Origin of the sequence: Mucilaginibacter sp. OK098 (assembly GCF_900142915.1) — a bacterium.
Lineage (GTDB): Bacteria > Bacteroidota > Bacteroidia > Sphingobacteriales > Sphingobacteriaceae > Mucilaginibacter.
Map to the genome: position 1 here is coordinate 663,911 of NZ_FRCM01000003.1, position 20,410 is coordinate 684,320.

Genomic DNA, 20,410 nt, shown 5'->3' on the forward strand with positions numbered 1-20,410 from the left:
ATCTGTTGATGATAAAACTGCACAAAACTTAAATTTATGATAGTGTTAAGTGTTAACAAACGTTTGCGCATTATTAATAAATTTATAGAAGGCGATGTTGGTTATAGCGTTATAAAATCCCGAATAACATGAACCAATCCATGCTCAGCTAAGTCTAACTACGTAAGCAGCCTGTCATGCTGTTTGTGAGCACAAAGTCGTCAACTCACACTCGCTTTCTCTGTATTTGAATCAGTTTCTCTTATGCTGCGCTCTCACTTGGTTTGCAACCAGGCGAAACTTACGGCGCTCAACAAATTCAAATCCAAGCGCTCATCTATATTTTACTCGCATACACCCGACGAAAAAGGCTTCAGCCCTGTCATGGCTTTTGATATTCCCTTAGCACAGTCTAATAGGTTCAAAAACAACGCCAGGCCTTTGTGAAGCATTCTTTGAAGTCGCGCAGTGGCGCTTTCCCTTCAAAGACCTTGTTCGTTGCTCATAGGACGGCTCACAGATATTTAGTGTTGCTCGTTGCAATCCCTTGGAAAGTAGTAGTAACATCTTTTTTAATAATATAATCACATTTGAAAGCTGCATTTTCTTGTATAATTGCAGTAGCCATTAGAAGCAATATTTACAATAACCTTATCGTGAAACAAACACTCTCCAGTAATATAACAATAGCAACATGCTATTGCTCCATCTATACTCAAATTTGACATATCTAACCTCATTAATAACTTAAAAGCTCATCATTAACATGAAAACTTTTTTAATCACAACCTTCACTTTTTTAGCAATTTCAATAACCTGTAAAGCGCAATGGACAACGTCTAGCACCAACATTGTCCCTCTTCCAGCAAACCTTGGCTATAATGTGGGTATTGGTACAACCACACCGGGATTTAAGCTTGATGTAAATGGAGCTATTAACTCAAACAATGATATAATTTCCACAAATGGAACTATAAAAACATTTTTATCAACATCCAATTCTTATAATACAGGTGTAGTAGGTACTCAAACCAATCACGATCTGGCGTTTTATATTAATTCATTACCTGTGGCAAGGTTAACTACAAATGGTAATTTTGGCATCGGTATATCCAACCCAACAGCTCCGTTAAACGTTCAAGGTGGAGGGGTAACAACGGGTATAACTAATATAGGATCAACGCTAACAGCAAGATTTAATACAGCAAACCCTCCTGTTGTTCTGGGCATAGGTTATGTGTCATCTGATAATCCTTTCATACAAGCTTTTAATAGTGGAACAAACTCATCCAATTCTCTTATTTTTAACCCTTTTGGAGGTAACGTTGGTATTGGAACAACCGGCCCCACATCAAACCTGCATATTTGGGAATTAACAGATAGTAAGCCTGGCGGTGTTACCGCGCCTAACAAAAGTATTCTTAAACTTTCCAGAAATGGGACATCCAATTATTCTTACAATGAAAGTGCTGAATTTAGAATTGGCCATGGCGGAGCAGGTGTATGGGGCTCCCAATTAGATTTGTTTTTGAATGGAGCGTCCAACATTAGTAATGTCCCCGATCAACAAGCAATGACCTGGTTATATAACGGCAATGTAGGTATTGGGACAACAAATCCTCAAAATAAATTAGATGTAAACGGTACTATTCATTCCAAACAAGTAAATGTTGACATGAACGGTTGGTCTGATTATGTATTCAAACCGAAATATCATCTCCCTTCATTAACCGAAGTAAAAACCTACATCGTCAAAAATCAACATCTACCAGAGATGCCATCAGAAAAAGAGGTTGTTAAAAATGGCGTTAACTTAGGTGAAATGGCTAAGTTACAGACTAAAAAGATTGAAGAGTTGACCCTATATCTTATTGAAAAGGATAAACAGCTAACAGATCAACAGAAAAAGAGTGAGCAACAGGATGCACGTATAGCAGCATTAGAAAAAGCGCTTACAAAACTAACAGCTGGCACAAATAATTAATAGAGCTAAATTTGAATACTAGGCAAAATGCTTTAAAGCAGCGAATGAGAAACAATATGAGCAGCGGGCTCAATAAAAATCTCTTTACATTCACAGCATCGCCGGCGAAGACTACGTAGAGCAAATGACCCAAAAGAAGTTTGAACTAACCGTACGCGACTATATAGAAGAACCAGGAAAAAGACTACCGGATTTTAAGATTACTCATGAGGCACAGCTGGCCGACAGCGAGGCGAAGATTATGAGCCCGGTAGATTATTAAGACAATAAATTACCTATTATGGCAACAAATATTTCATCTATTATCATTAATGCATCAACTCAAAAAGTTTTTGAGACCCTAACAAACCCCGAACTTATAAAGCTTTGGCAATACGGGCGGGTGGTAACAACGGATTGGAAAACGGGCAGTGAAATAAAATTCAGAACTGAGGGAGGGGGGAAAGCATTAGAGCAGTGGGGAACCGTTTTAGAAATGCGAACTAACGAATTGATAAGATATAATTTGTTTACACCAGCACCCAACCTTGAAGACAAGATGGAAAATTATTGTATAACGAGTTATGTTTTAACAAAGGACGAAGGGCAAACCAGGCTTGAACTTATCCAGGAAGACAACAGGCCCAATGCTTTTGCACCGGGAACCCTTATGCCAATCCTGGAATCGCTCAAAAAAATAGCTGAAACTAATTGATACGCGATCAGGAATGTTTCTAATCCTGGCAAAGTGATTTTCGGAGAATTTAATGTTAAATAATTGTAACAAGAATGTTGCACAACATGGCTTTATTTTGTATCTTAGTTACTTCATATGGCGGGGATTCTTCCTGCCTATTGTGATAAGGTTTAGGTTAAGGCATCCAAACAGCGAGTGTGAGGATGCCTTGTTTTTTGCACAGCAGCTCAGTTAAAAAATTAGGTTCAGATTGCCCGGTGTTATTTCTTTAGCCGGAAGTCGAATTTTTGTCTTTTTTGACTTAAGACTAACGACTTTGGACTGTTGACTTAACACAGGGCGCTTATCACAATCAGCACTAAATACATCAAAATAAAACATAAATTTAACTGTACGTTAATAGCATTTAACTTAAACTTGTTATCTAACTTATAAATTACATTTATGAAAATCAAACAGTTACTATTCACCTTATTCACAGCTGCATTTTTCTTGTCCGCCTGTCAAAAATCAGCTGTTGCCCCGGCTTTTAACAGCCAGGCATCCGGTCAGACCTCAGCGGGAGAAATAACCAAGAGCTTAGCAATAACGCAAACTTTTGACGAAGGCTTTGAATCTGCCTCCAAAACAGGCTATGCCGACGGCAATGTAACTTTTACCAGCGGATCATGGGATCTTAACGATGCCCTGGTTGGCACAAGCAGTTCCGACGCTAAGACTGGCAGTAAGTCTGTCCGCATTCGCAATACGGGCACATTGGGAATGAATTTCGACGTTAGCAGCGGTGCATCAACGGTAACCCTTAGTTATGCAGTTTATGGCTCCGATGGCTCATCTGCTTTCCAGCTCTGGGTTTCTTCCGATGGCGGGGGCAGCTACGCACAGGTGGGTACAACATCCATAACCGCAAGCAGCACAAGCCTTGCAACCGCAACCTTTACCGTAAACCAGGCTGGGGCGTTACGTTTTCAGTTAAGGAAAACTACCGGGGGCACAAACCGCATTAATATTGATGAATTTACAATTAACAGTTATAACAGTGGTTCCGGCGGTGGTGGAACCGGGGGCGGCTCAACGGGCGATAATACAAACCTATTGCTGGGTAACCCAAGCGGCGCAACCAGCAACATTGTAAATGCCGATAACTACCTTATTGACCAAACCTATTATACCGAGAGCTATAACCGGGATAAAGGAGAACCAAACTGGGTGAGCTGGTATGTTGGCAGCACTACCTTAGGTTCACAAAGCCGGGCCAATGATTTCAGGGCTGATATCAACCTGCCTTCCGGTTGGTACGAGGTACAGGCAACCAGCTATTCTGGTTCGGGTTTTGACAGGGGCCACAATTGCCCAAGCGGCGACCGTACATCAACCACGGCAGCCAACGAGGCTACTTTTTTGATGGATAATATGATCCCGCAGGCTCCACGAAACAATGAGCAAACCTGGGCTAATCTGGAAGAATATGGCCGCAGCCTGGTAAACGCCGGTAACGAAATTTATGTTATAATGGGCAGCTATGGCTCGGGCGGCACCGGATCTGCAGGGTCTGCAACAACAATAAACAGCGGCAACGTGGTGGTGCCTTCAAATATCTGGAAAGTAATTGTTGTAATCCCCAATGGCAATAACGACCTGAGCCGCATTACCTCATCAACAAGGGTAATTGCCGTAAACACCCCAAACATCAATACCATCAGCACCGATTGGACACAGTATATAACCACAGTGCAAGCTATTGAAACAGCTACAGGCTATAGCTTATTAACCAATCTTCCTGCCGCAGTAAGAACAGCGCTTGAAACAAAAATTGATGCCGGAGCGATATAGGTAATAAATAAAAGTATGATTTAAACGCCGGGCTTGGGGCCTGGCGTTTTTGGTTTTATGTATTTGCGGGGGGGGGGGGTGCGGAGGCCTTTGTTCAACAAAATGGCATCATGTTTAAGACAGCTCTTGAAAAGGAGCAAGTGATCCTTAAGGAATAGCATAAAGAGTAAGAGATCCCCTTTTTGGGTTTTTCTCTTAGGTGACCTTTTTCGTTGCTAGTAGGACGGCTCGCAGACCTTTAATGTTACTTGCCGCAATCTCCAGGAAGATAATCGTAGTATCTTTTTTAACAGTATAATCATATTTGAAAACTGCGTTTTTATTGTATAATTGTAGTAGAAATATAATCGAAGTAGACATTAATTATTGCTTATAGAAGCACTATTTACAATAACCTTATCGTGAAACAAATAATCTCCTGTAACATAACAATAGCAAAGTGCTATTGCTCCACCTATACTCAAATTTACCATATCCAACCTCATTAATAACTCAAAAATCCATTATAGAATGAAAACCTTTCTAATCACAACCATCGTATTTTTAGCATTCGCAATAACCTGTAAAGCACAATGGACAAACACCACACCCAATATTAATAACACCAATAGCGGTAACGTAGGTATTGGAACAACCAGTCCTGTTGCAAAACTTGATGTAAATGGAGCTCAGAGATTAAATGGAGATTTAACATTTGCAGCAGACGTAACAGCATATTTTATTCATGGACCTGCAAATGGAGGGGCAATACGCATTCGTTCAAACGCAGGTAACGCAATTGATAGAAATGTGCAGTTTGGCAGTATAGATAATAACGGCACATGGGCCAGTTTTATGACAGTTGATCAAACCGGGAATGTTGGCATTGGCACAACAGCCCCTCTTACGCCACTGGATATTAAACTTACAACTAATCAACACGTACAGTTTGCGGCTAATTTAAACGGTGGTTATCCCGGTCTATCGGGTATCGTTTGCCTTAATGATGCAAACTCGGGTTACACTCCCCTCGGCTTTTTTGCCAGCAATTATTACTTTGGTGGTGGCAATGTAGGGATCGCTACAACTGACACTAAGGGCTATACATTTGCAGTAAACGGCACAGCAATAGCAACTTCAATGACGGTTAAAGCTTATGCCAACTGGCCTGATTTTGTTTTTAAGCCAACCTATCAATTACCCTCTTTAACAGAAGTAAAAACCTATATTGATAAAAACCACCATTTACCTGATGTGCCATCAGCAGCCGAAGTTGAAAAGAACGGCCTTAACCTGGGAGAAATGAACAAGGTATTGATGCAAAAAGTGGAAGAGTTAACGCTTTATTTGATTGAGAAAGACAAGCAAATTAAAGTATTAGAACAGCAAACGACTCTCTTTCAATCCCTGCAAAAGCAAATTGATGACCTGAAAAAAAACCAAAACAACCTGAATCATAAAAACTGACAAACAAAATATTTAAACTTACCTACCGGATATTCTTGAAAATCACCTCATAAATATATGTGGCTCTTTCGGGATGTAACGTAGCCCCATAGCAAATCGCAAAAATTACACTTTTTTAGAAAGTTAGCTTCTTAAAGGGCAGTAACTGCGCCTGTAAGGAAGTTAATTAAATAACCTTTATAAGAACCATCATTATTTTTAAAGTACACCTTTGCTGTATTATCTGGTAAAAACAAGATATACCCACTATAATAGCTAGTGTTGCCGTCAATGCTTGTGGTTGCATCTTTATCAGCTTTCGTGGTACTAAAGTCTGCTCTTCCCAACACAAACACAGGGTTTCCGGCAGTACGTTTAGTAGCAATATCATGCAATTGATAGCTGGTTGCCAAGTCGTGGTATTCTGTAGTAGCCCCTCCACTAAGTTTCGAGATATGTGATGAGTTACTGGTTGTACCGCCAACGGTAACATAAATGTACTGAACATCCGTTGTTTTTACCACATAATTTAGGGTAAGGTAATAACTGTTGGCAAAGCCGGTGCCGGTTTCGGTAGTTTTCAAAGTATCAGACAAGGTATAGGCATCTATATTATAGTTATTGTGAAGGTATCCATTGCACATATAAGTAAATATAGAATTGCCCACATAATTGCGGGTGGTATCGCCGCTTACAACGGTGTTGTTGGTTGGTGTAGTAACCACTTCGCCGCATCCATGGTCATTGTCCATTGTTGTAAGGCCGCCATGGGCTTGATTTGTTTTTAAATTATTGGATGCGCTTACCCCGCCCGATAATGAGTGATAAAGACCTAACGCAATCTGTTTGCTCATATCGGTAGTATTAATCGCTGCTTTATTTTGAGTAGATACAGTCTCACTTTTTTTGCACGATATGTACAGGCACGTCGCACCAACTAACAAAGCCAGGATAATTTTAGGTGAAGTTTTCATGTAGATGTTTAGGTAATTGTTTTCTTAAGCTAATAAAAATGTTTTCAGGCAATTACTTATCAAAAAGAATACCAGTTGTTTAACCCTGTATAAGCAATATTAATATTTTACCATTGGGGATTTAATGGGGAAACTTATGCACGAATGAATGGGCATACCACCCCGTATGATAAGAATCGGGATTGGTGGAAAACTAAAAATAAATGCGGTAATATCAATTGGCATTATGGAAGCTATTAAATAAAAATAGATTTGATAAAGGCTTTTACTTAAACGTCAACTTCTAATTTAAGCGAAGTCAATTATTAAAAAGTACAAAAACAGAGGCTATGATTATCAGCTACTTACTTAAGTTTTGTCTTTTATAAAATATCAACACATTGATAATCAGCATCTTTCACAGCGTTCCGGGTGTTCCACGTGTAAAAATGGAACGCTTTTCCGGTATTGCACTAGTGAAAAGTGTAAACCAGCGGATCATAAAGTGCTGCCATAGGTTCAGCTAAAACACGCAGAACCATCAATTTTAAGCAACTCAAGAATGGAACATGTTGATTATGAATAAATTACAAGTGTTAAAAATATAATATTCTAATAATCAACGTGTTTCACAACGTTCCGGGTGTTCCGCATAAAAATGGAACGCCTGGAACGGCGTTATCCTAGACAAAGAAGTAATTATCATCGTAGCTAAACAATAGGAGTTAGCGGCGTTTAGCACTAAATAAGAAGTTGCACGAATTTTTAGGAATTTCTGCCGGATAATATATATTTGTAACCCTTTCGGGATGTAGCGTAGCCCGGTATCGCGCCAGCATGGGGTGCTGGAGGTCGGAAGTTCGAATCTTCTCATCCCGACGGATTAGTCAAAAAGTCTCAAGTCGAAAGTCCTGAGACTTTTTTATGGTATCGCGTCCCGATAGGACCGGGAAGGTCGGAATAATGATGCGATTCCTGAAGTTGCTCTATTGTTTTTTAGGCCAGTATGACCACAGGATAGCGAACAGGCAGGCAATAAGAACGACGCTGTATTCCATGCCGTTTCTCCCGCCGCCCACAACAAACCAGCCATCATGCATATGATCAAGCAGGATCCCCATGAAAAGAACGATCATATGACAAATGCAGGCGGGGACAACCATGCGGCGGATGATAAGTGCAACGCTGGACGCAAGTGTGGAAAGGGTAATAAGCCAGGCGAGCGCTACACCCAGCGGGAAGCCAATAGAACCAAGGTATTCCCCAAAACCAGTGACATCTCCTGCGATTATTCTATAGATGGAATGTACACTCAGGACAAGCGCTACAACGATGCGAACAATATCCAGGCTACGGTCTGAACGGGTTGAGGGGGTGATGAGCCAATTTTGTGCCATACAATCTTTTCGGTTTATTGATATAAAAATTATGTGGAACGAAGATAGCTTCCGAAATAGAAAGGGACATGTGCAGAAATGCTCAATTTTAACTAACCGGCTGCCCTGTAATGAAGCGGTGAAACGCCGTATGCAACCCTGAATGCCCTGCAGAATGCGCTTGAATCTTCAAACCCGCATCTCCAGGTGATCTCATGTACGGGCGTGGATGTATGTTGCAATAACCTTGCGGCATGGGAAAGCCTTACCTGGACGAGATATTGATGAGGCGTTATGCGGAACACCGTCTTGAATTGCCGGATTAGCTGAGGAGTGGATAAACAGGCGGTATTACTGATTAAGGAAAGATCCGGCTTGTTCATAAAGGATGAATGCAGGAGATCCCTGGCGATGCAGAGGCGTTTAAAGATCTCCGTTTTTGTAGACCGTTTGATCGCATCCACGCGGATTGTACGATCCGTCTCCGTTTTGTGTACCCGGATCAAATGCTGCAACAGGAAGAACAGGCGCTCATCCACCATATCGCCATCGTAGCCATTTTCATCCAGCTCGTTCATCAACCCCTTCAGATCTTTCTCCAATATAGGATCGATATGGTCAAGCGCCTGGAAGAATTCAAGTGGGCGGGCCGGCTTGTCAAAGGGATTGTCAAGTAAAGCCTCCTCTTTACAAACAGCATCGTGGAATACGGCGGAGGCAAACTCCTTCCTGAAGAAGACGGATTGAACCCGTACCTGCCCTGCTGTATCTATCCTGCAGGAATATTCCTGATCGTTGTTGAGGATGAGTAATTGTCCTGGCCTGACTGCTAACCGGCGGTGGCCTATGCCATACCACTCTTCGCCGCCAGATACCGTTTTGATAGAAAGACAACCCACATGGCGATCGCAATGGCTTTTGTTAGAGATGGCATTGAATATGATATTTTGGCGCTGGAATTTGCTGAAATGCCCGGGCTCGTCAAAGTCAGGGCTGTTATGGTCTGGCAGGCTGGTGAAGTACATATTGCATGATTTGGGGACAGTAAATTATACTTTTTTTGGCAGTTTAAAAAGCAGGAAGAATTTATTGCTTTGATTCGAAGATTAGGCACATACGGGGCAATCGCTTTAAAAAATAGCAGGACCAAAAATTGATTAGAAAACTGCGATGACTAACTATCAGATTTTGTTAGTATACTTCGTACGCCTTCTCGCGCAGACCTTCGACCTGCGCTGAGGTGTTTCGCCCTTTCAGGGCTTGAAAATGTGAATAAAACCAAAAATATTAAGCCCTGAAAGGGCGACATCCAACAGCACAGGTCGCAGGCCTGTGAAATAAATGGTGTTAGAAATTCTAAAAGCGATTGCCCCTGCAGGCACATGGTCAAATGCCATTGTTTCACATCGCAGCAACGGCCCGGTTTTCAATCAGTATACTGATCTTTGTGGCAATTAAGCAACCAATAATTCCCAAACTTATCGGTAAGGCCGCCAAATACCGCACCCCAAAAGTTTTTCTGTAAGGGGTGCGTTACCTGCCCGCCTGTCGATAGTTTTTTAAAGCAGCTTTTGAGTTCTTTTTCGTTCCCGGAATTCAAAACAAGAGAGACCGCATTCCCCCTGATCAATCCTGTTTCCGGCACCATATCAGAACCTACCAATAGCAGGCTGCCCTTAGTAAGGGTAGCCTGCAGGATAAAGTCTTTCATTTTTTTTGGCATCTTTTCAGATAATGGGGATTCTCCAATGGTTTGAAAAACCAACTCGCCCCCCAGGCATTGCTGATAAAATGTCATGGCCTCCCGGCAATTGCCGCTGAATGTAAGGTATGAATTGATCGTGCTCATCTTTTACAAATAGCTTATATTAAATTACTTCTCATATTGCCAAAACCTGCCTTTTCCTTCGGCTATCCATTCTAACGATTGTTCCATTCTATTTTGGCGCGTAGCTTCTGTTTTTGCACCTGTTATCCAAATCAAATAGTCTTTGCGAAAGGATTGGGATTTGTTTTCGAAAATTTCTTTCGCCGCCGGATTTGTTGCCAGCTTTTCACTAAAATAATCGGGCACCTCAATTACTTGTGGCTTCTCAGATTTTTCAGCTTTGGGCTTTGTTTTTTTCACCCCGGTTTCATTTAAAACCATGGCTTCTTTTATATAAGCAACCAAAACAGCCTTTTCGGGTAAATCAGATAAAGAGGTGAGCTTATCCATATTTCCCATAGTTTGCCCTGGTTTGGCGTTTTCCTTCAGCTTTGGGTTGCTCATTAGCTCCGCTTTATAAAGGCTGAATGAGCAATGTTTTTTATATGCCGCAAGGATGCACATCATATCGCCTTTGTAATCGAAATGCGGAAGCCCCCATTTCATTATCTCTTCAACTCCCGGGCATGTTTCGTGAATTATTTTACGCAAATATTCAAGGATTGGCTTTGCAAAATCTGCCGATTTAGCGATATAATCATCGAATTGTGGATTTAATTGTGGCATTTTATTTAGAATTTGGTGGATTTTGCAAATATTTTAGTTGATATATAATTGGATCTTTTTACGCCTGCTCTGTCGGAAATTTACTCATGTCCATGTAAAAGATCTCCCAGGTATGTCCGTCAGGATCTTCTATGTTCCTTTTTTGCATAAAGCCATAATCTATAAATGGCACGGGTTCAACACCTCCGGCCGCTACCCCTTTATCAGCGAATTCATTTACCTTATCAAGGCTTTCTACTGATAGTGCAAATAATCCGGCAACATTATTCTTTGTGTCTGCAATGGGTTTAGTTACAAAAGTTTTAAACTTTTCGTGGGTCATGATCATTACAAAAATGTGTTCGCTCCACACCATACATTTAGTGGTGTCGTCTGAAAATTGCGGATTGTTTGTAAATCCTACCTGGGTGTAAAAGTCCAATGATTTTGTTAGATCTTTTACTGCTAAATTGATAAATAGCTGAGATGCCATAATTTTAATTTTTAAATTGTTGTGTTATAAATATATTGACAACACAAAGATGGCAGGAAAAACAAAAACAGGTGCTGTAGGTCTGTGCCAAATAAAGGGTATTTTACGACAGAAATGTTTTTACCTTTATTGCGTGAAAGCATCATGAGCCGCCATTCAAAAACAGGAATAAGTAAGCTCATGATAGCTTCATTACCATTAAAATCGAATAATCACTCCAATGAAAAACGTAAGCATCCTGGTTCCGGAATCATCAGTAATGCAGGCCATTGCCGACCCACAGTATCTTTTTTCTGCTGCTAACCAGTTCCTGGTGGCAGCGGGCAAGGCTCCATTATTCCATGTGGAATTAGTGGGGGCAAAAAAAGATGTGAAATTAAATAACGGATTATTTTCTGTGCATACCGATAAGCAATTGAAGGACGTAGTGAAGACTGACCTGGTTTTAATCCCCGCATTGTTTGGCGATATGCAAGCAGCCATATCAAAAAACCAAACACTGCTGCCCTGGATCAATGAACAATATGAAAACGGTGCTGAGGTAGCATCACTTTGCGTAGGTGCTTTTTTGTTAGCCTCTACAGGACTATTGAACGGAAAAAAATGCTCAACCCACTGGGGCTTTCAAAATGAATTCAGGCAAATGTTTCCGGAGGTAGAAGTGGTTGACGGAAGTATTATTACGGAGGAACATCGGATCTATTCCAGCGGCGGCGCTAATTCTTACTGGACTTTGCTATTGCATTTATTAGAAAAATATACCGACAGGGCAACTGCCGTTCTTGCCTCTAAATATTTTGCTGTGGATATTGACCGGGACAGCCAGGCGGTTTTTGCGATGTTTATGGGTCAGAAAAATCATGGTGATGAAAGCATAAAAAAAGCACAGGAGTATATTGAACAGCATACCCAGGAAAAAATTTCTATTGATGAACTGGCTGATATGGCTGCCGTAGGGAGAAGAAGTTTTGAAAGAAGATTTAAGTTGGCTACCAATAATTCAGTATTAGAATACATCCTCAGGGTGAAGATAGAAGCTGCCAAACGCCAGTTTGAAAACAGCCGTAAAAATATTAATGAAGTAATGTATGATATTGGTTACACAGACACCAAAGCATTCAGGGCGATGTTTAAAAAATTAACCGGGCTAACCCCTGTTGAATACAGGAATAAGTATAATAAGATGGCCACCCCTGATTGAGATTTTATTTTTGAGTAAGCAAAGAAGGGTTTAATTCCTCCATAGGAGTTCTTCGGACTTTACCCATACACTTAGTGTACACTAAGCATGCGGGCATGTCCTGTGGGGTGCCGAAATAAATTCGGCATGACGTGCTTTTTTGAACGCTCAAACTGTTAATACTCTCATTCAATTACCCCCTTCAATGTAGTTACCGAGCGCGCCGGGATCAACATTGAACTTTTAACAACTGTGATTTTTCCTGGTTCCAAATCAGCAGTTTGCGAGGTAGTGTAGGCCCGTATAAACCCAACTTTTCCGTTGCTGATGTTTAAATGGATAAATGTGTCATCAGTGTTATTATTTATAATGATGGTGGTGAGATCTTTCCCGTTTTTAAATGCCGAAACAAGCAACGGGCTTTTTAAATCCTGTCCGCCGGTGGCATCTGCATCAACCCTTATGGCGCCGGGCTTTACGAAGCGGCTGTAGTTGCCCATTGCCCAGAGCATTTTGCTGGCATAATAATTACCATCCGTTTTATTTTTATCAACGTAAATCAGCCCGTCTTTATAATCGTAGGCAGATATTGCGGTCCACCATTGCCATGCGGAGGCATTTGCAGCTGTAAGATCAGTATGGATAACCTTAGCCAGGTACAGGGCGGCATTAATGCCAAGGTCGCGTTTATCGCCATTTATCTCGCCCGCGTTATCCCCTAAAATACAATATTCCGATTGCCAGAAACACAAGCCCGGGATGGCAGTAATGCGCTCAGCAAGTGCATTGCGCGTTTTTATGGCGGCTGTAATTGGCGATGTGGTAAAATAACTGTGCGCGGAAATTGTTTTGCTTACATTTTGCAGATCGCCGATATAATTGTGCGAACCCGGTTTAAAAAAATCATTTACCTGGTTGCTTTTGTCCGGTTTATCACTTGCAGCTAACAGGTAATTAATGCTCCCGGCCTCCGCTACCAATATTTGAGATTTGATATGCGCTTTAACAAACGTGGTGTTAATGCTTCGTACCAGGCCAGCAATTTCATTATTGGTATAAGGGCAGCCTTCCTGTCCGCCATCACTCCAGCCCCATTGCGGTTCATTAACCGGGCTTATATAATTAAATCGCACCCTACTTACCCGCTCAACACCTTTTACAACATCGGCCAGGTAAGCGGCAAATGCATTGTATTTATCGGCAGCGATATTTGTTTTCCCACCACTGGCATAAGCCTTGCCATTTACAGTAAACTGTACCGGCGGACTATTATTGAAGCCCAAAAACTGACTTACTCCGCGTTGTTTGGCAGCCTTTAAAAACCAGATTTGTCCGGCTTGCTTCTGCCAGTTATAGCTGCCGTCTGTGTTTAAAAATGATTCCGCCCGGCGCCATTCGTCCTTAATGCCACTTTGCGCTCCCTGTTCTGTGCTGCCGGCGCCAATATTGAAACGCCATAGCGATAAAGCAATCCCTTTAGGTGATCCATTAGCCAGGGTATCGCTGCTAAAAAGCAGGTCGGCAATTTTATTTCTTTTTTCATCGGGCCATTTCCCTATAAACTGGCACGACCATGCATCGGATGCGCCAAAATTATTTATGGTTTGATGGGTTTTTAAAAGATCGATGTTTACCGTAATTGTTTTTTCCTGGCCCATTGAGAATATAGCAGACAGCATTAGCGGTAAAACAGCCGGAAGGATTTTTTTAAATGAAAGGTTCGATATCATTGTACAGGAAAAAATTACAAGAAGGCGCTTTTGCCCCCCTCTTTTCATAGCTTATGTTTACCACAGCCGGTAAACTATCAACCAAAGTACATATTATTTTGAAAACAGAAAGTTTAACAAAACTTTAAATAATAATACCCCCATCTGCAAATGATATGTTGTTTTAGAAGTACTAAATGTAACCTCAAAAACTTAATTTAAGCAATAGTGTTTTAATCTTAACCCGGCATGAAAAAAAGAGAGGAAAGGAAATATTTTGATAAAGAGTGGAAAGGCATGAAAAGCAGCCTTATAGCTTTTTTCAAAAAAGAAGACCAGGAGGACCTGCACCGTTTCAGGGTGCAGGTTAAAAAACTGCGCGCCTTTTTGATCTTGTCAGACAGTGCAGGTCATCAGCCCAGTTTGGCGCTGTATTTTAAACCTGTGAAAAAGATCTTTAAAGAGGCCGGCGAAATCCGGAATGCTTTTATGAACCAGGAATTGGCAAAGGAATACCAAACAGGTAATAATGCTTTTATAAGCAGCCAATGTCAGTTGCAGATAGATGCCACCAGTAAGTTTAAATCAATGAGGGTTAAATACCTTAAAAAAATAAAGGATACTCATGAAACCATTAAAGGAGAAATAAGGGCGATAAGTGATGTTCACATCAGCCTGTTTTATCAAAATGTGTTGCAGCAAATATCAGGTACTTTAACAAACCTTAAATTTAATGAGGAGTTGCATGACTGCCGGAAACAGGTTAAAAACTTAATGTACAACCATAAGCTGATCCGTTCTGGCCTGGCTATTGGATTTAATATTAATTATATGCACCAGGTGCAAACAGTAATTGGCGACTGGCATGATAACGCGCTGGCAATAGAACTTTATCAGGGAGATAAAGCAATGGTGACTGGGTTAAAAAAACAAGGGGCAAAACTAAAAAGAAATATCACCTCCCTTACAAAAGACTTTTTTAACCAGGCAACAACGGTTGTTGATCTGCCGGTTGAACAGCTAAGCTAAAAGCGATGAATGCAAAAAATCCGCACACCTCAACAGGCATGCGGACTTCAAACAATACAAATCAGGAACTTATTTACCTTTTGATGCGTTTTCGGCAGCGGCGATAATTACTTTGGCAACTGCTTCCGGTTGCGACATAAACACTACGTGGCTTCCTTTTATCTCGGTAACTTTTGTGTTTGAACGTTTGTACATAGCGCGTTCAATCTCAGGGTTTATGCTTTTATCTTCTGTAGCTACAATACCATAAGCGGGTTTATCTCTCCATGCGGCGTGGGTAATAGGGCTTACAAAACATTTGGCAGCAAAAGCGCCTTGTGATGCGTACATAAAATCTGCTTCTTCAACGCTAAGGTCGCCGGCAAAACCTGCGTGAAATTTGGCTTTGTCATAATAAACTATGCCTTTATCGTTTGGAGGCAAAACACCATTTTCAGGTGCCGGAGGAGCAGTCTGGAACCATTGCAGGGCAGTTTCGGCATTGTCAGGCTGAAATGCAGCTACATAAACAAGACCGGCAACTTTAGGGTGATTTCCTGCTTCAGTAATTACAACGCCGCCCCATGAATGGCCTACCAGTATTGTTGGTCCGTCCTGGTTGTCTAGTACAACTTTGGTTGCTGCTGCATCATCTTCCAATGAGCTTAATGGATTCTGAACAATTGTTACATGGTAGCCTTTTTTAGTAAGTATGGAATAAAGGGCTTTCCATCCCGAGCCGTCTGCAAAGGCGCCATGCACCAATACTATATTTTTAACGGTTTGCGCCTGTGTTTTTGAAACTGAACCAAATATGGCTGCTGTTGCAATTACTACGGCTAACAAGCCGCTTCTTAATGTGTTTTTTAATGCTGAGGTTTTCATTTGTTTGGATGTTGATGTTTTATGTTTGAATCAACGATACAAAGATGCCCCTTAAGCTACCGCCCAATAATGGACATACTTCCCGAAGAGTTGTAATTATTTCCCATCAAGTACAGTTTCCTTGCTGCTTCTGAATTCTAAAGGAGATAACGAGGTATGTTTCTTGAAGAAGTTACTAAAGTAGGCGGGGTCCTCAAAGCCCAGCTCATAGGTAATTTGCTTAACCGATTTACCTGTATAGTAAAGCAGCCGTTTAGCTTCTATTATTATCCGCTCCTGGATAACCTGCAATGGCGTTTTGCTATTATACAGCGAAAAAATGTTGGATAATGTTTTTGGCGACTTATTTAAAAGCCGGGCATAATAGTTTACAGAATGCTCTGTGTGGAAATTACGCTCAACAAAAATATTAAACTTGCGGAACACGTCCAGCCGTTGATCCTGCAGTTTGGGGTCGGGGATATATTTTGATCTTGCCAGCCGGGTTATGGTAATAATAAGCCGTTTTAACAGCATGATCAGCATGTCGTTTTGAATATTATCACGGGTGTTTAGCTCTTCAATAAAAACGTTAAGCAGCAGCTTCAGTTTATATTGCGCCGGATCATCAAGACTGATGAACAGCTGGTCGCCCATGCCAAATAAAAAGCCTACGCAACTTACTTCGGCATCATGATCAATAATGCAATAAAACTCCCGGTTAAACTGCCAGGCCACAACATCAGCAGCGCGTTCAAAATAAAACGACTGGTTGAACATGAGCGGGATAATGGTATGCGGCATAAAATTATGCGCCACACCATCAATGGTTATGGTTTGCTTTTCACCGTGGTTCCAGGCTATGGTAAAGTATTTCTTTTCCTTATCGCGCGAATAAAAAAGACGGTCGAAGTTTTGTTCGCCGCTAAAAAGCAGCAAATCGCCCCCGGTTTTTTGATCTGTAATTGTTAGTTTCATCAGCGAGCGAAAGTTATATTAGTTTCTCAGCAATATTTTTAGCAGTTTGTACGGGCCAGGCCCCGCCATGCACCTTATTAGTAATTAATGCGCCATCAAAAAGCATATATAATTCATCAGCGAGTTGTTCTTTTTTCATGGGCTTCAGGATTTCGGCAAACAATGCCCTTACGTTATCTTTTTGTTTTTTAATAATTGCGTTTGCCCTGCCACTATCAAATGGGATGTCTGAAACCATATTCAAAAAACTGCAACCACAATAATCAGCACGTGATGAAAGTACAGCCAGGAAATCAAATAAGGCCATTACTTTTTCTTTGGGGCTATTAAACTTATCCACTTCCGCTTTAAGCCAGCCATCGGTTTCATCGCTTATGTTGGTCAGGTATTCAACCAGCAGGTCCTCTTTTGAATGAAAATGTTCATAAAGAGTGGTTTTGGCAACACCCGATTCTTTTATTATCTGGTTTATTCCCGTAGCAACACAGCCCTGCTGGTAAAACAGCCTCGACGCCGTTTCAACAATCTTATCCCGTGCCTTGCTCTTTTTCATATAACGAATATAAGGGTATAATCATAAAACCTACAAGTCTGTAGGTTGTGCTTATAAAGCAAATGCCTGAATATGACACAGTGTAAATAGAAGTCCGGTTTTTCAGCAATACTTTCGATCTTATATAACAGACCGGTCGGTAGTATTTTAAAACAAATAAACTTTTAATCATGTCAACAGAAAATCAAACAATCGAATCCGCAAAACCTGCAGCAGGTTTTAAAACAATTCTTTGGTCCGGCTTGGTAGCCGGCATTTTAGACGGTATAGCAGCTATTATAGTTTTGCATACCTGGTACAAATTAACCCCTCCCCAGGTAATGCAATGGATTGCCAGCGGAGCATATGGTGCAGCTGCTTTTACCGGTGGCACATCAACAGTTATAGCCGGGATCTTTTTCCATTTTGTAGTGGCTTATGTTTTAGCAGTCATTTATTTCTTTGCTTTTCCTAAAATCAAATTTTTAAGTGCCCGGCCGGTTTTATCGGGCCTCCTCTTCGGCCTTGGGATCTTTTTAGTGATGAATTTGCTGGTTATCCCGGCATCCAATATTCAAAAGTCGTCTTTTGACCCGGGATTGGCAGCGGTAAGCATTATCTGGCACATGGTATTGGTAGGTTTGCCCATTTCCCTGATCACTAAAAAGCACTATGCCGAAAAGAATGCCTGAGGGAAATATTATTTCACATTATTATCATCAAAAAAAATGAAAACACCATTAGAACTATTAAAGGCATACCTGGATAATGTTCAGGATGCCGGGCAGGCTGCTGCATTGTTTGCTGAAGACGGCGCGCTTGAATTGCCTTATTTGGCCACACTTGGCTTTCAACCAAGAGCAGAAGGGCCTGAAGAGATCAGGAAATTCCTGGAAAACGTTTTATCAATTTTTGCAGACTTTAAATTTCACAACGTGAAGATCTTTATGGAAACAGCCGACCAGGTTTTTGGGGAATACGAGGTAACAACAACCGTTGTATCAACCGGGAAAGAGATTCACCAGCTTTATATGGGGCGCCTGGTGGCAGAAAATGGCAAAATAAAGCTGTTACGTGAGGCTCTTGATACAGCTGCCACCGCAAAAGCTTTTTCTGAAACGGATATTTAATTACAATTGAAGACGGAAAAACTAAAGGGGGGAGCCGGGTGTTGAACCACCTGGCACATCCCTCTTTATTTTTTTAATACCGGTTTAATATCAATTACCGGTGTTTGATCAAGCGCTTCAAGCCCCGAAACCTTTATTATACCGTTGGCTGACACCGAAAGGATCTTTACCGGATGAACGCCTATTGGGTTTGGCCGATCAGGAGACCGGGTTGAAAATACGCCCATAAACGGCGCATCATAATTATGCCAGGGATAACATTTAATAACCGTTCTGTCGGCCAGGTGGAGCCAGGTTAATAGCAACACTTCCTGACCGGCGGCCAGGTCTTTAATGCCTTCAATAAATTCCGGGGAAATTATTATAGTGACTTCAGGGGCATTTTCAGCGCCTTGTAAAGGGCAATCTTCAATATTTTTTAATGCTGATTGAATTTTGCCTATAAATTTTATTGCTGGTTCCATCCGTTTATTATTTTTTATAAGGGATCTAAAGTTGAAAAATAAAATGTTATCGGGTTAAAAAATATGTTTTTCTTAACTCAATAACATTTTATATCGGGCTATATGCCAGTTGATTAACCTTGTTTTAACAATTATGCAAATGCGCCAACCTTGTAAGTGCCAACAACCGGAGGAAAGGCAATATTGATCCGGTTGTAGCTGTTAATGGTTATAACCGCCAGGGTAAGGTCAATTAGTTCCTCTTCTGAAAACTGTTTGCGTGCTTCGTCATAAACCTCGTTGGGAACATTACCGCCTGTTATTTTGGTAACGGCTTCGGCCCAGGCCAGTGCGGCACGCTCGCGTTTAGTGTAAAAAGGAGCTTCTCTCCAGGCGTCCAGCACAAAAAGGCGCTGTTCGCTTTCGCCTTTTGCAAGCATGTCCTTTGAGTGCATATCCAAACAAAAGGCACAGCCGTTTATTTGCGATACCCTGAAATAAATTAACTCTAAAAGATGCTGTTCTATTGGCGATTTAGCAAGATAAACCCCTAAACCATAAAGCGCTTTCATTGCGTTTTGACCTTTTTCGAAAACATTAATTCTCTGTTCCATTTTGTTTTTATTTTAGTTATTTATTGAATTATACCCCAATGACGAATTGGGTGAAAGAAATGGGACAGGGAAAGAAAAAAAATTGGAGAGTTTTAAAGCTTTATTATTTCTTTATAATAATCCTATGCGCGAGCCGGAAAGCCGTTTCTTTAAATAAAAAAAGCCACCATCACCGGTAGCTTTTTCTATTCAATATGGGGTACCAGGGTTACCGGCCATGGATATTATAAAAATTATAATCGGTATTAGGGGCATCGGTAAAACCAAGGCTGCGGCCCATGGTTATAATTTGTCCGCGGTGGTAGGTGCTATGGTTCAGAACCTGCATAATGTATTCAAAATTCTGAAAATCGCATTGAAACCATGGGTTAATAACCATATTGTTTTCTTCGATTTGCTGGTCGGTCATTGATTCAATATAATCTGCAAACTCATCAGAATGTTCAACAAGGCTTTTAAAGGCGTCTTCCAATGTGCCGTTAAATTCGCCAACATTTTCCGGTTCGGTTCTTTGTATGGTTGATAACCAGTACCGCTGTGTGTTCCAAATATGTACAATGGTTGCTTTTATAGTTGTGAAGCTTGATGGCACTTCCTGTGCTAAAACATCAGCCGGTTTGGTGCGCAGCCAGTTTACAAGGGTTGCATTTGCCCAAAGATTATAGCCGGCATAGTTTTTCATTAAATAAACAATAGGCGATACACTTGTTTGGATGGTTGATTCTTGCTGTTTCATTGTGGTTTTGTTTTGATCTTTATA

At 41.1% G+C, this 20,410-nt stretch carries 23 protein-coding genes and 1 tRNA gene; 11 read left to right on the forward strand and 13 right to left on the reverse strand.

The genetic code is table 11. The features are described 5' to 3' along the window. The first annotated feature begins 745 nt into the window (after positions 1–745). From BUE31_RS13040 to BUE31_RS13055, 5 genes are all read left to right on the forward strand, one after another. Positions 746–1,963 carry an autotransporter outer membrane beta-barrel domain-containing protein gene (locus BUE31_RS13040; RefSeq protein ID WP_073404072.1) on the forward strand — a complete coding sequence of 406 codons (1,218 nt, stop codon included), beginning with the start codon at positions 746–748 and terminating at the stop codon, positions 1,961–1,963. A 124-nt stretch (positions 1,964–2,087) separates the two neighbouring features. Then, complete coding sequence (locus BUE31_RS31045; protein ID WP_159440679.1) at positions 2,088–2,225, forward strand: hypothetical protein; 138 nt, start codon at positions 2,088–2,090, stop codon at positions 2,223–2,225. A gap of 18 nt (positions 2,226–2,243) precedes the next feature. Beyond that, entirely contained in the window at positions 2,244–2,657 is a 414-nt protein-coding gene (locus BUE31_RS13045) for an SRPBCC domain-containing protein (RefSeq protein ID WP_073404073.1), read from the forward strand. Positions 2,658–3,083: 426 nt separating this feature from the next. After that, positions 3,084–4,472 (forward strand): DNA/RNA non-specific endonuclease, encoded by a 1,389-nt coding sequence (locus BUE31_RS13050; RefSeq protein ID WP_073404075.1) that lies wholly within the window; start codon positions 3,084–3,086, stop codon positions 4,470–4,472. Between the two features lie 510 nt (positions 4,473–4,982). Beyond that, positions 4,983–5,918, forward strand: a complete 936-nt coding sequence (locus tag BUE31_RS13055; RefSeq protein ID WP_073404077.1) for a hypothetical protein — start codon at positions 4,983–4,985, stop codon at positions 5,916–5,918. 131 nt (positions 5,919–6,049) lie between these two features. Here BUE31_RS13055 and BUE31_RS13060 read toward each other — a convergent pair whose 3' ends face one another. After that, complete coding sequence (locus tag BUE31_RS13060) at positions 6,050–6,751, reverse strand: hypothetical protein (protein WP_234997810.1); 702 nt, start codon at positions 6,749–6,751, stop codon at positions 6,050–6,052. 904 nt (positions 6,752–7,655) lie between these two features. Between BUE31_RS13060 and BUE31_RS13065 the strand changes: the two genes are divergently transcribed. Continuing rightward, positions 7,656–7,729: transfer RNA gene (locus BUE31_RS13065), tRNA-Pro, on the forward strand. 107 nt (positions 7,730–7,836) lie between these two features. On the opposite strand, the gene BUE31_RS13070 is transcribed toward BUE31_RS13065, so the two are convergent. Both BUE31_RS13070 and BUE31_RS13075 read right to left on the reverse strand, forming a co-directional pair. Continuing rightward, entirely contained in the window at positions 7,837–8,247 is a 411-nt protein-coding gene (locus tag BUE31_RS13070; protein WP_073404081.1) for a DoxX family protein, read from the reverse strand. 92 nt (positions 8,248–8,339) lie between these two features. Then, entirely contained in the window at positions 8,340–9,125 is a 786-nt protein-coding gene (locus BUE31_RS13075; protein ID WP_159440680.1) for a helix-turn-helix transcriptional regulator, read from the reverse strand. On the opposite strand from BUE31_RS13075, the gene BUE31_RS31570 reads away from it, so the two are divergent. Beyond that, the gene (locus BUE31_RS31570; protein WP_255376661.1) at positions 9,126–9,260 is read left to right on the forward strand and encodes a hypothetical protein; all 135 of its coding nucleotides are present in this window, start codon (positions 9,126–9,128) and stop codon (positions 9,258–9,260) included. A gap of 392 nt (positions 9,261–9,652) precedes the next feature. Here the strand turns inward: BUE31_RS31570 and BUE31_RS13080 are convergent, their stop codons facing one another. Genes BUE31_RS13080 through BUE31_RS13090 form a run of 3 tightly spaced genes read right to left on the reverse strand, consistent with a single transcriptional unit; the run spans position 9,653 to position 11,192 of the window. Further along, positions 9,653–10,075 (reverse strand): VOC family protein, encoded by a 423-nt coding sequence (locus BUE31_RS13080; protein ID WP_073404085.1) that lies wholly within the window; start codon positions 10,073–10,075, stop codon positions 9,653–9,655. Between the two features lie 24 nt (positions 10,076–10,099). Further along, complete coding sequence (locus tag BUE31_RS13085) at positions 10,100–10,720, reverse strand: YdeI/OmpD-associated family protein (protein ID WP_073404087.1); 621 nt, start codon at positions 10,718–10,720, stop codon at positions 10,100–10,102. 58 nt (positions 10,721–10,778) lie between these two features. Next, positions 10,779–11,192: a VOC family protein gene (locus tag BUE31_RS13090; RefSeq protein WP_073404089.1), complete on the reverse strand. Its 414-nt coding sequence runs from the start codon at positions 11,190–11,192 to the stop codon at positions 10,779–10,781. Positions 11,193–11,412: 220 nt separating this feature from the next. Between BUE31_RS13090 and BUE31_RS13095 the strand changes: the two genes are divergently transcribed. Next, complete coding sequence (locus BUE31_RS13095; RefSeq protein ID WP_073404091.1) at positions 11,413–12,393, forward strand: GlxA family transcriptional regulator; 981 nt, start codon at positions 11,413–11,415, stop codon at positions 12,391–12,393. A gap of 164 nt (positions 12,394–12,557) precedes the next feature. Here the strand turns inward: BUE31_RS13095 and BUE31_RS13100 are convergent, their stop codons facing one another. Next, entirely contained in the window at positions 12,558–14,102 is a 1,545-nt protein-coding gene (locus BUE31_RS13100) for a glycoside hydrolase (RefSeq protein ID WP_073404322.1), read from the reverse strand. Positions 14,103–14,330: 228 nt separating this feature from the next. Between BUE31_RS13100 and BUE31_RS13105 the strand changes: the two genes are divergently transcribed. Next, positions 14,331–15,110 carry a CHAD domain-containing protein gene (locus BUE31_RS13105; RefSeq protein WP_073404093.1) on the forward strand — a complete coding sequence of 260 codons (780 nt, stop codon included), beginning with the start codon at positions 14,331–14,333 and terminating at the stop codon, positions 15,108–15,110. 69 nt (positions 15,111–15,179) lie between these two features. On the opposite strand, the gene BUE31_RS13110 is transcribed toward BUE31_RS13105, so the two are convergent. From BUE31_RS13110 to BUE31_RS13120, 3 genes are all read right to left on the reverse strand, one after another. Continuing rightward, the gene (locus BUE31_RS13110) at positions 15,180–15,974 is read right to left on the reverse strand and encodes an alpha/beta hydrolase (RefSeq protein ID WP_073404095.1); all 795 of its coding nucleotides are present in this window, start codon (positions 15,972–15,974) and stop codon (positions 15,180–15,182) included. Positions 15,975–16,070: 96 nt separating this feature from the next. Next, positions 16,071–16,931 (reverse strand): helix-turn-helix domain-containing protein, encoded by an 861-nt coding sequence (locus tag BUE31_RS13115; RefSeq protein WP_073404097.1) that lies wholly within the window; start codon positions 16,929–16,931, stop codon positions 16,071–16,073. A gap of 13 nt (positions 16,932–16,944) precedes the next feature. After that, positions 16,945–17,484 (reverse strand): TetR/AcrR family transcriptional regulator, encoded by a 540-nt coding sequence (locus BUE31_RS13120; protein ID WP_073404099.1) that lies wholly within the window; start codon positions 17,482–17,484, stop codon positions 16,945–16,947. A 170-nt stretch (positions 17,485–17,654) separates the two neighbouring features. Between BUE31_RS13120 and BUE31_RS13125 the strand changes: the two genes are divergently transcribed. Together BUE31_RS13125 and BUE31_RS13130 are read left to right on the forward strand one after the other, a co-directional pair. After that, the gene (locus BUE31_RS13125; protein ID WP_073404101.1) at positions 17,655–18,155 is read left to right on the forward strand and encodes a hypothetical protein; all 501 of its coding nucleotides are present in this window, start codon (positions 17,655–17,657) and stop codon (positions 18,153–18,155) included. A 36-nt stretch (positions 18,156–18,191) separates the two neighbouring features. Then, the gene (locus BUE31_RS13130) at positions 18,192–18,593 is read left to right on the forward strand and encodes a nuclear transport factor 2 family protein (protein WP_073404103.1); all 402 of its coding nucleotides are present in this window, start codon (positions 18,192–18,194) and stop codon (positions 18,591–18,593) included. A gap of 65 nt (positions 18,594–18,658) precedes the next feature. Here the strand turns inward: BUE31_RS13130 and tsaA are convergent, their stop codons facing one another. The 3 genes from tsaA to BUE31_RS13145 form a co-directional block, all read right to left on the reverse strand. Next, positions 18,659–19,057, reverse strand: coding sequence for a tRNA (N6-threonylcarbamoyladenosine(37)-N6)-methyltransferase TrmO (gene tsaA, locus BUE31_RS13135; RefSeq protein WP_073404105.1), 399 nt, complete (start codon positions 19,055–19,057; stop codon positions 18,659–18,661). A 131-nt stretch (positions 19,058–19,188) separates the two neighbouring features. Then, positions 19,189–19,650, reverse strand: a complete 462-nt coding sequence (locus BUE31_RS13140) for a carboxymuconolactone decarboxylase family protein (RefSeq protein ID WP_073404107.1) — start codon at positions 19,648–19,650, stop codon at positions 19,189–19,191. A gap of 208 nt (positions 19,651–19,858) precedes the next feature. After that, positions 19,859–20,386, reverse strand: a complete 528-nt coding sequence (locus tag BUE31_RS13145) for a DinB family protein (protein ID WP_073404109.1) — start codon at positions 20,384–20,386, stop codon at positions 19,859–19,861. Positions 20,387–20,410 lie beyond the last annotated feature (24 nt).

Bases quoted from the DNA above. Each gene is read 5' to 3' on its own strand.
- BUE31_RS13040 (WP_073404072.1), top strand. From the start codon at position 746: ATGAAAACTTTTTTAATCACAACCTTCACTTTTTTAGCAATTTCAATA.
- BUE31_RS31045 (WP_159440679.1), top strand. From the start codon at position 2,088: ATGACCCAAAAGAAGTTTGAACTAACCGTACGCGACTATATAGAAGAA.
- BUE31_RS13045 (WP_073404073.1), top strand. From the start codon at position 2,244: ATGGCAACAAATATTTCATCTATTATCATTAATGCATCAACTCAAAAA.
- BUE31_RS13050 (WP_073404075.1), top strand. From the start codon at position 3,084: ATGAAAATCAAACAGTTACTATTCACCTTATTCACAGCTGCATTTTTC.
- BUE31_RS13055 (WP_073404077.1), top strand. From the start codon at position 4,983: ATGAAAACCTTTCTAATCACAACCATCGTATTTTTAGCATTCGCAATA.
- BUE31_RS13060 (WP_234997810.1), bottom strand. From the start codon at position 6,751: ATGAGCAAACAGATTGCGTTAGGTCTTTATCACTCATTATCGGGCGGG.
- BUE31_RS13070 (WP_073404081.1), bottom strand. From the start codon at position 8,247: ATGGCACAAAATTGGCTCATCACCCCCTCAACCCGTTCAGACCGTAGC.
- BUE31_RS31570 (WP_255376661.1), top strand. From the start codon at position 9,126: ATGGCGATCGCAATGGCTTTTGTTAGAGATGGCATTGAATATGATATT.
- BUE31_RS13080 (WP_073404085.1), bottom strand. From the start codon at position 10,075: ATGAGCACGATCAATTCATACCTTACATTCAGCGGCAATTGCCGGGAG.
- BUE31_RS13085 (WP_073404087.1), bottom strand. From the start codon at position 10,720: ATGCCACAATTAAATCCACAATTCGATGATTATATCGCTAAATCGGCA.
- BUE31_RS13090 (WP_073404089.1), bottom strand. From the start codon at position 11,192: ATGGCATCTCAGCTATTTATCAATTTAGCAGTAAAAGATCTAACAAAA.
- BUE31_RS13095 (WP_073404091.1), top strand. From the start codon at position 11,413: ATGAAAAACGTAAGCATCCTGGTTCCGGAATCATCAGTAATGCAGGCC.
- BUE31_RS13100 (WP_073404322.1), bottom strand. From the start codon at position 14,102: ATGATATCGAACCTTTCATTTAAAAAAATCCTTCCGGCTGTTTTACCG.
- BUE31_RS13105 (WP_073404093.1), top strand. From the start codon at position 14,331: ATGAAAAAAAGAGAGGAAAGGAAATATTTTGATAAAGAGTGGAAAGGC.
- BUE31_RS13110 (WP_073404095.1), bottom strand. From the start codon at position 15,974: ATGAAAACCTCAGCATTAAAAAACACATTAAGAAGCGGCTTGTTAGCC.
- BUE31_RS13115 (WP_073404097.1), bottom strand. From the start codon at position 16,931: ATGAAACTAACAATTACAGATCAAAAAACCGGGGGCGATTTGCTGCTT.
- BUE31_RS13120 (WP_073404099.1), bottom strand. From the start codon at position 17,484: ATGAAAAAGAGCAAGGCACGGGATAAGATTGTTGAAACGGCGTCGAGG.
- BUE31_RS13125 (WP_073404101.1), top strand. From the start codon at position 17,655: ATGTCAACAGAAAATCAAACAATCGAATCCGCAAAACCTGCAGCAGGT.
- BUE31_RS13130 (WP_073404103.1), top strand. From the start codon at position 18,192: ATGAAAACACCATTAGAACTATTAAAGGCATACCTGGATAATGTTCAG.
- tsaA (WP_073404105.1), bottom strand. From the start codon at position 19,057: ATGGAACCAGCAATAAAATTTATAGGCAAAATTCAATCAGCATTAAAA.
- BUE31_RS13140 (WP_073404107.1), bottom strand. From the start codon at position 19,650: ATGGAACAGAGAATTAATGTTTTCGAAAAAGGTCAAAACGCAATGAAA.
- BUE31_RS13145 (WP_073404109.1), bottom strand. From the start codon at position 20,386: ATGAAACAGCAAGAATCAACCATCCAAACAAGTGTATCGCCTATTGTT.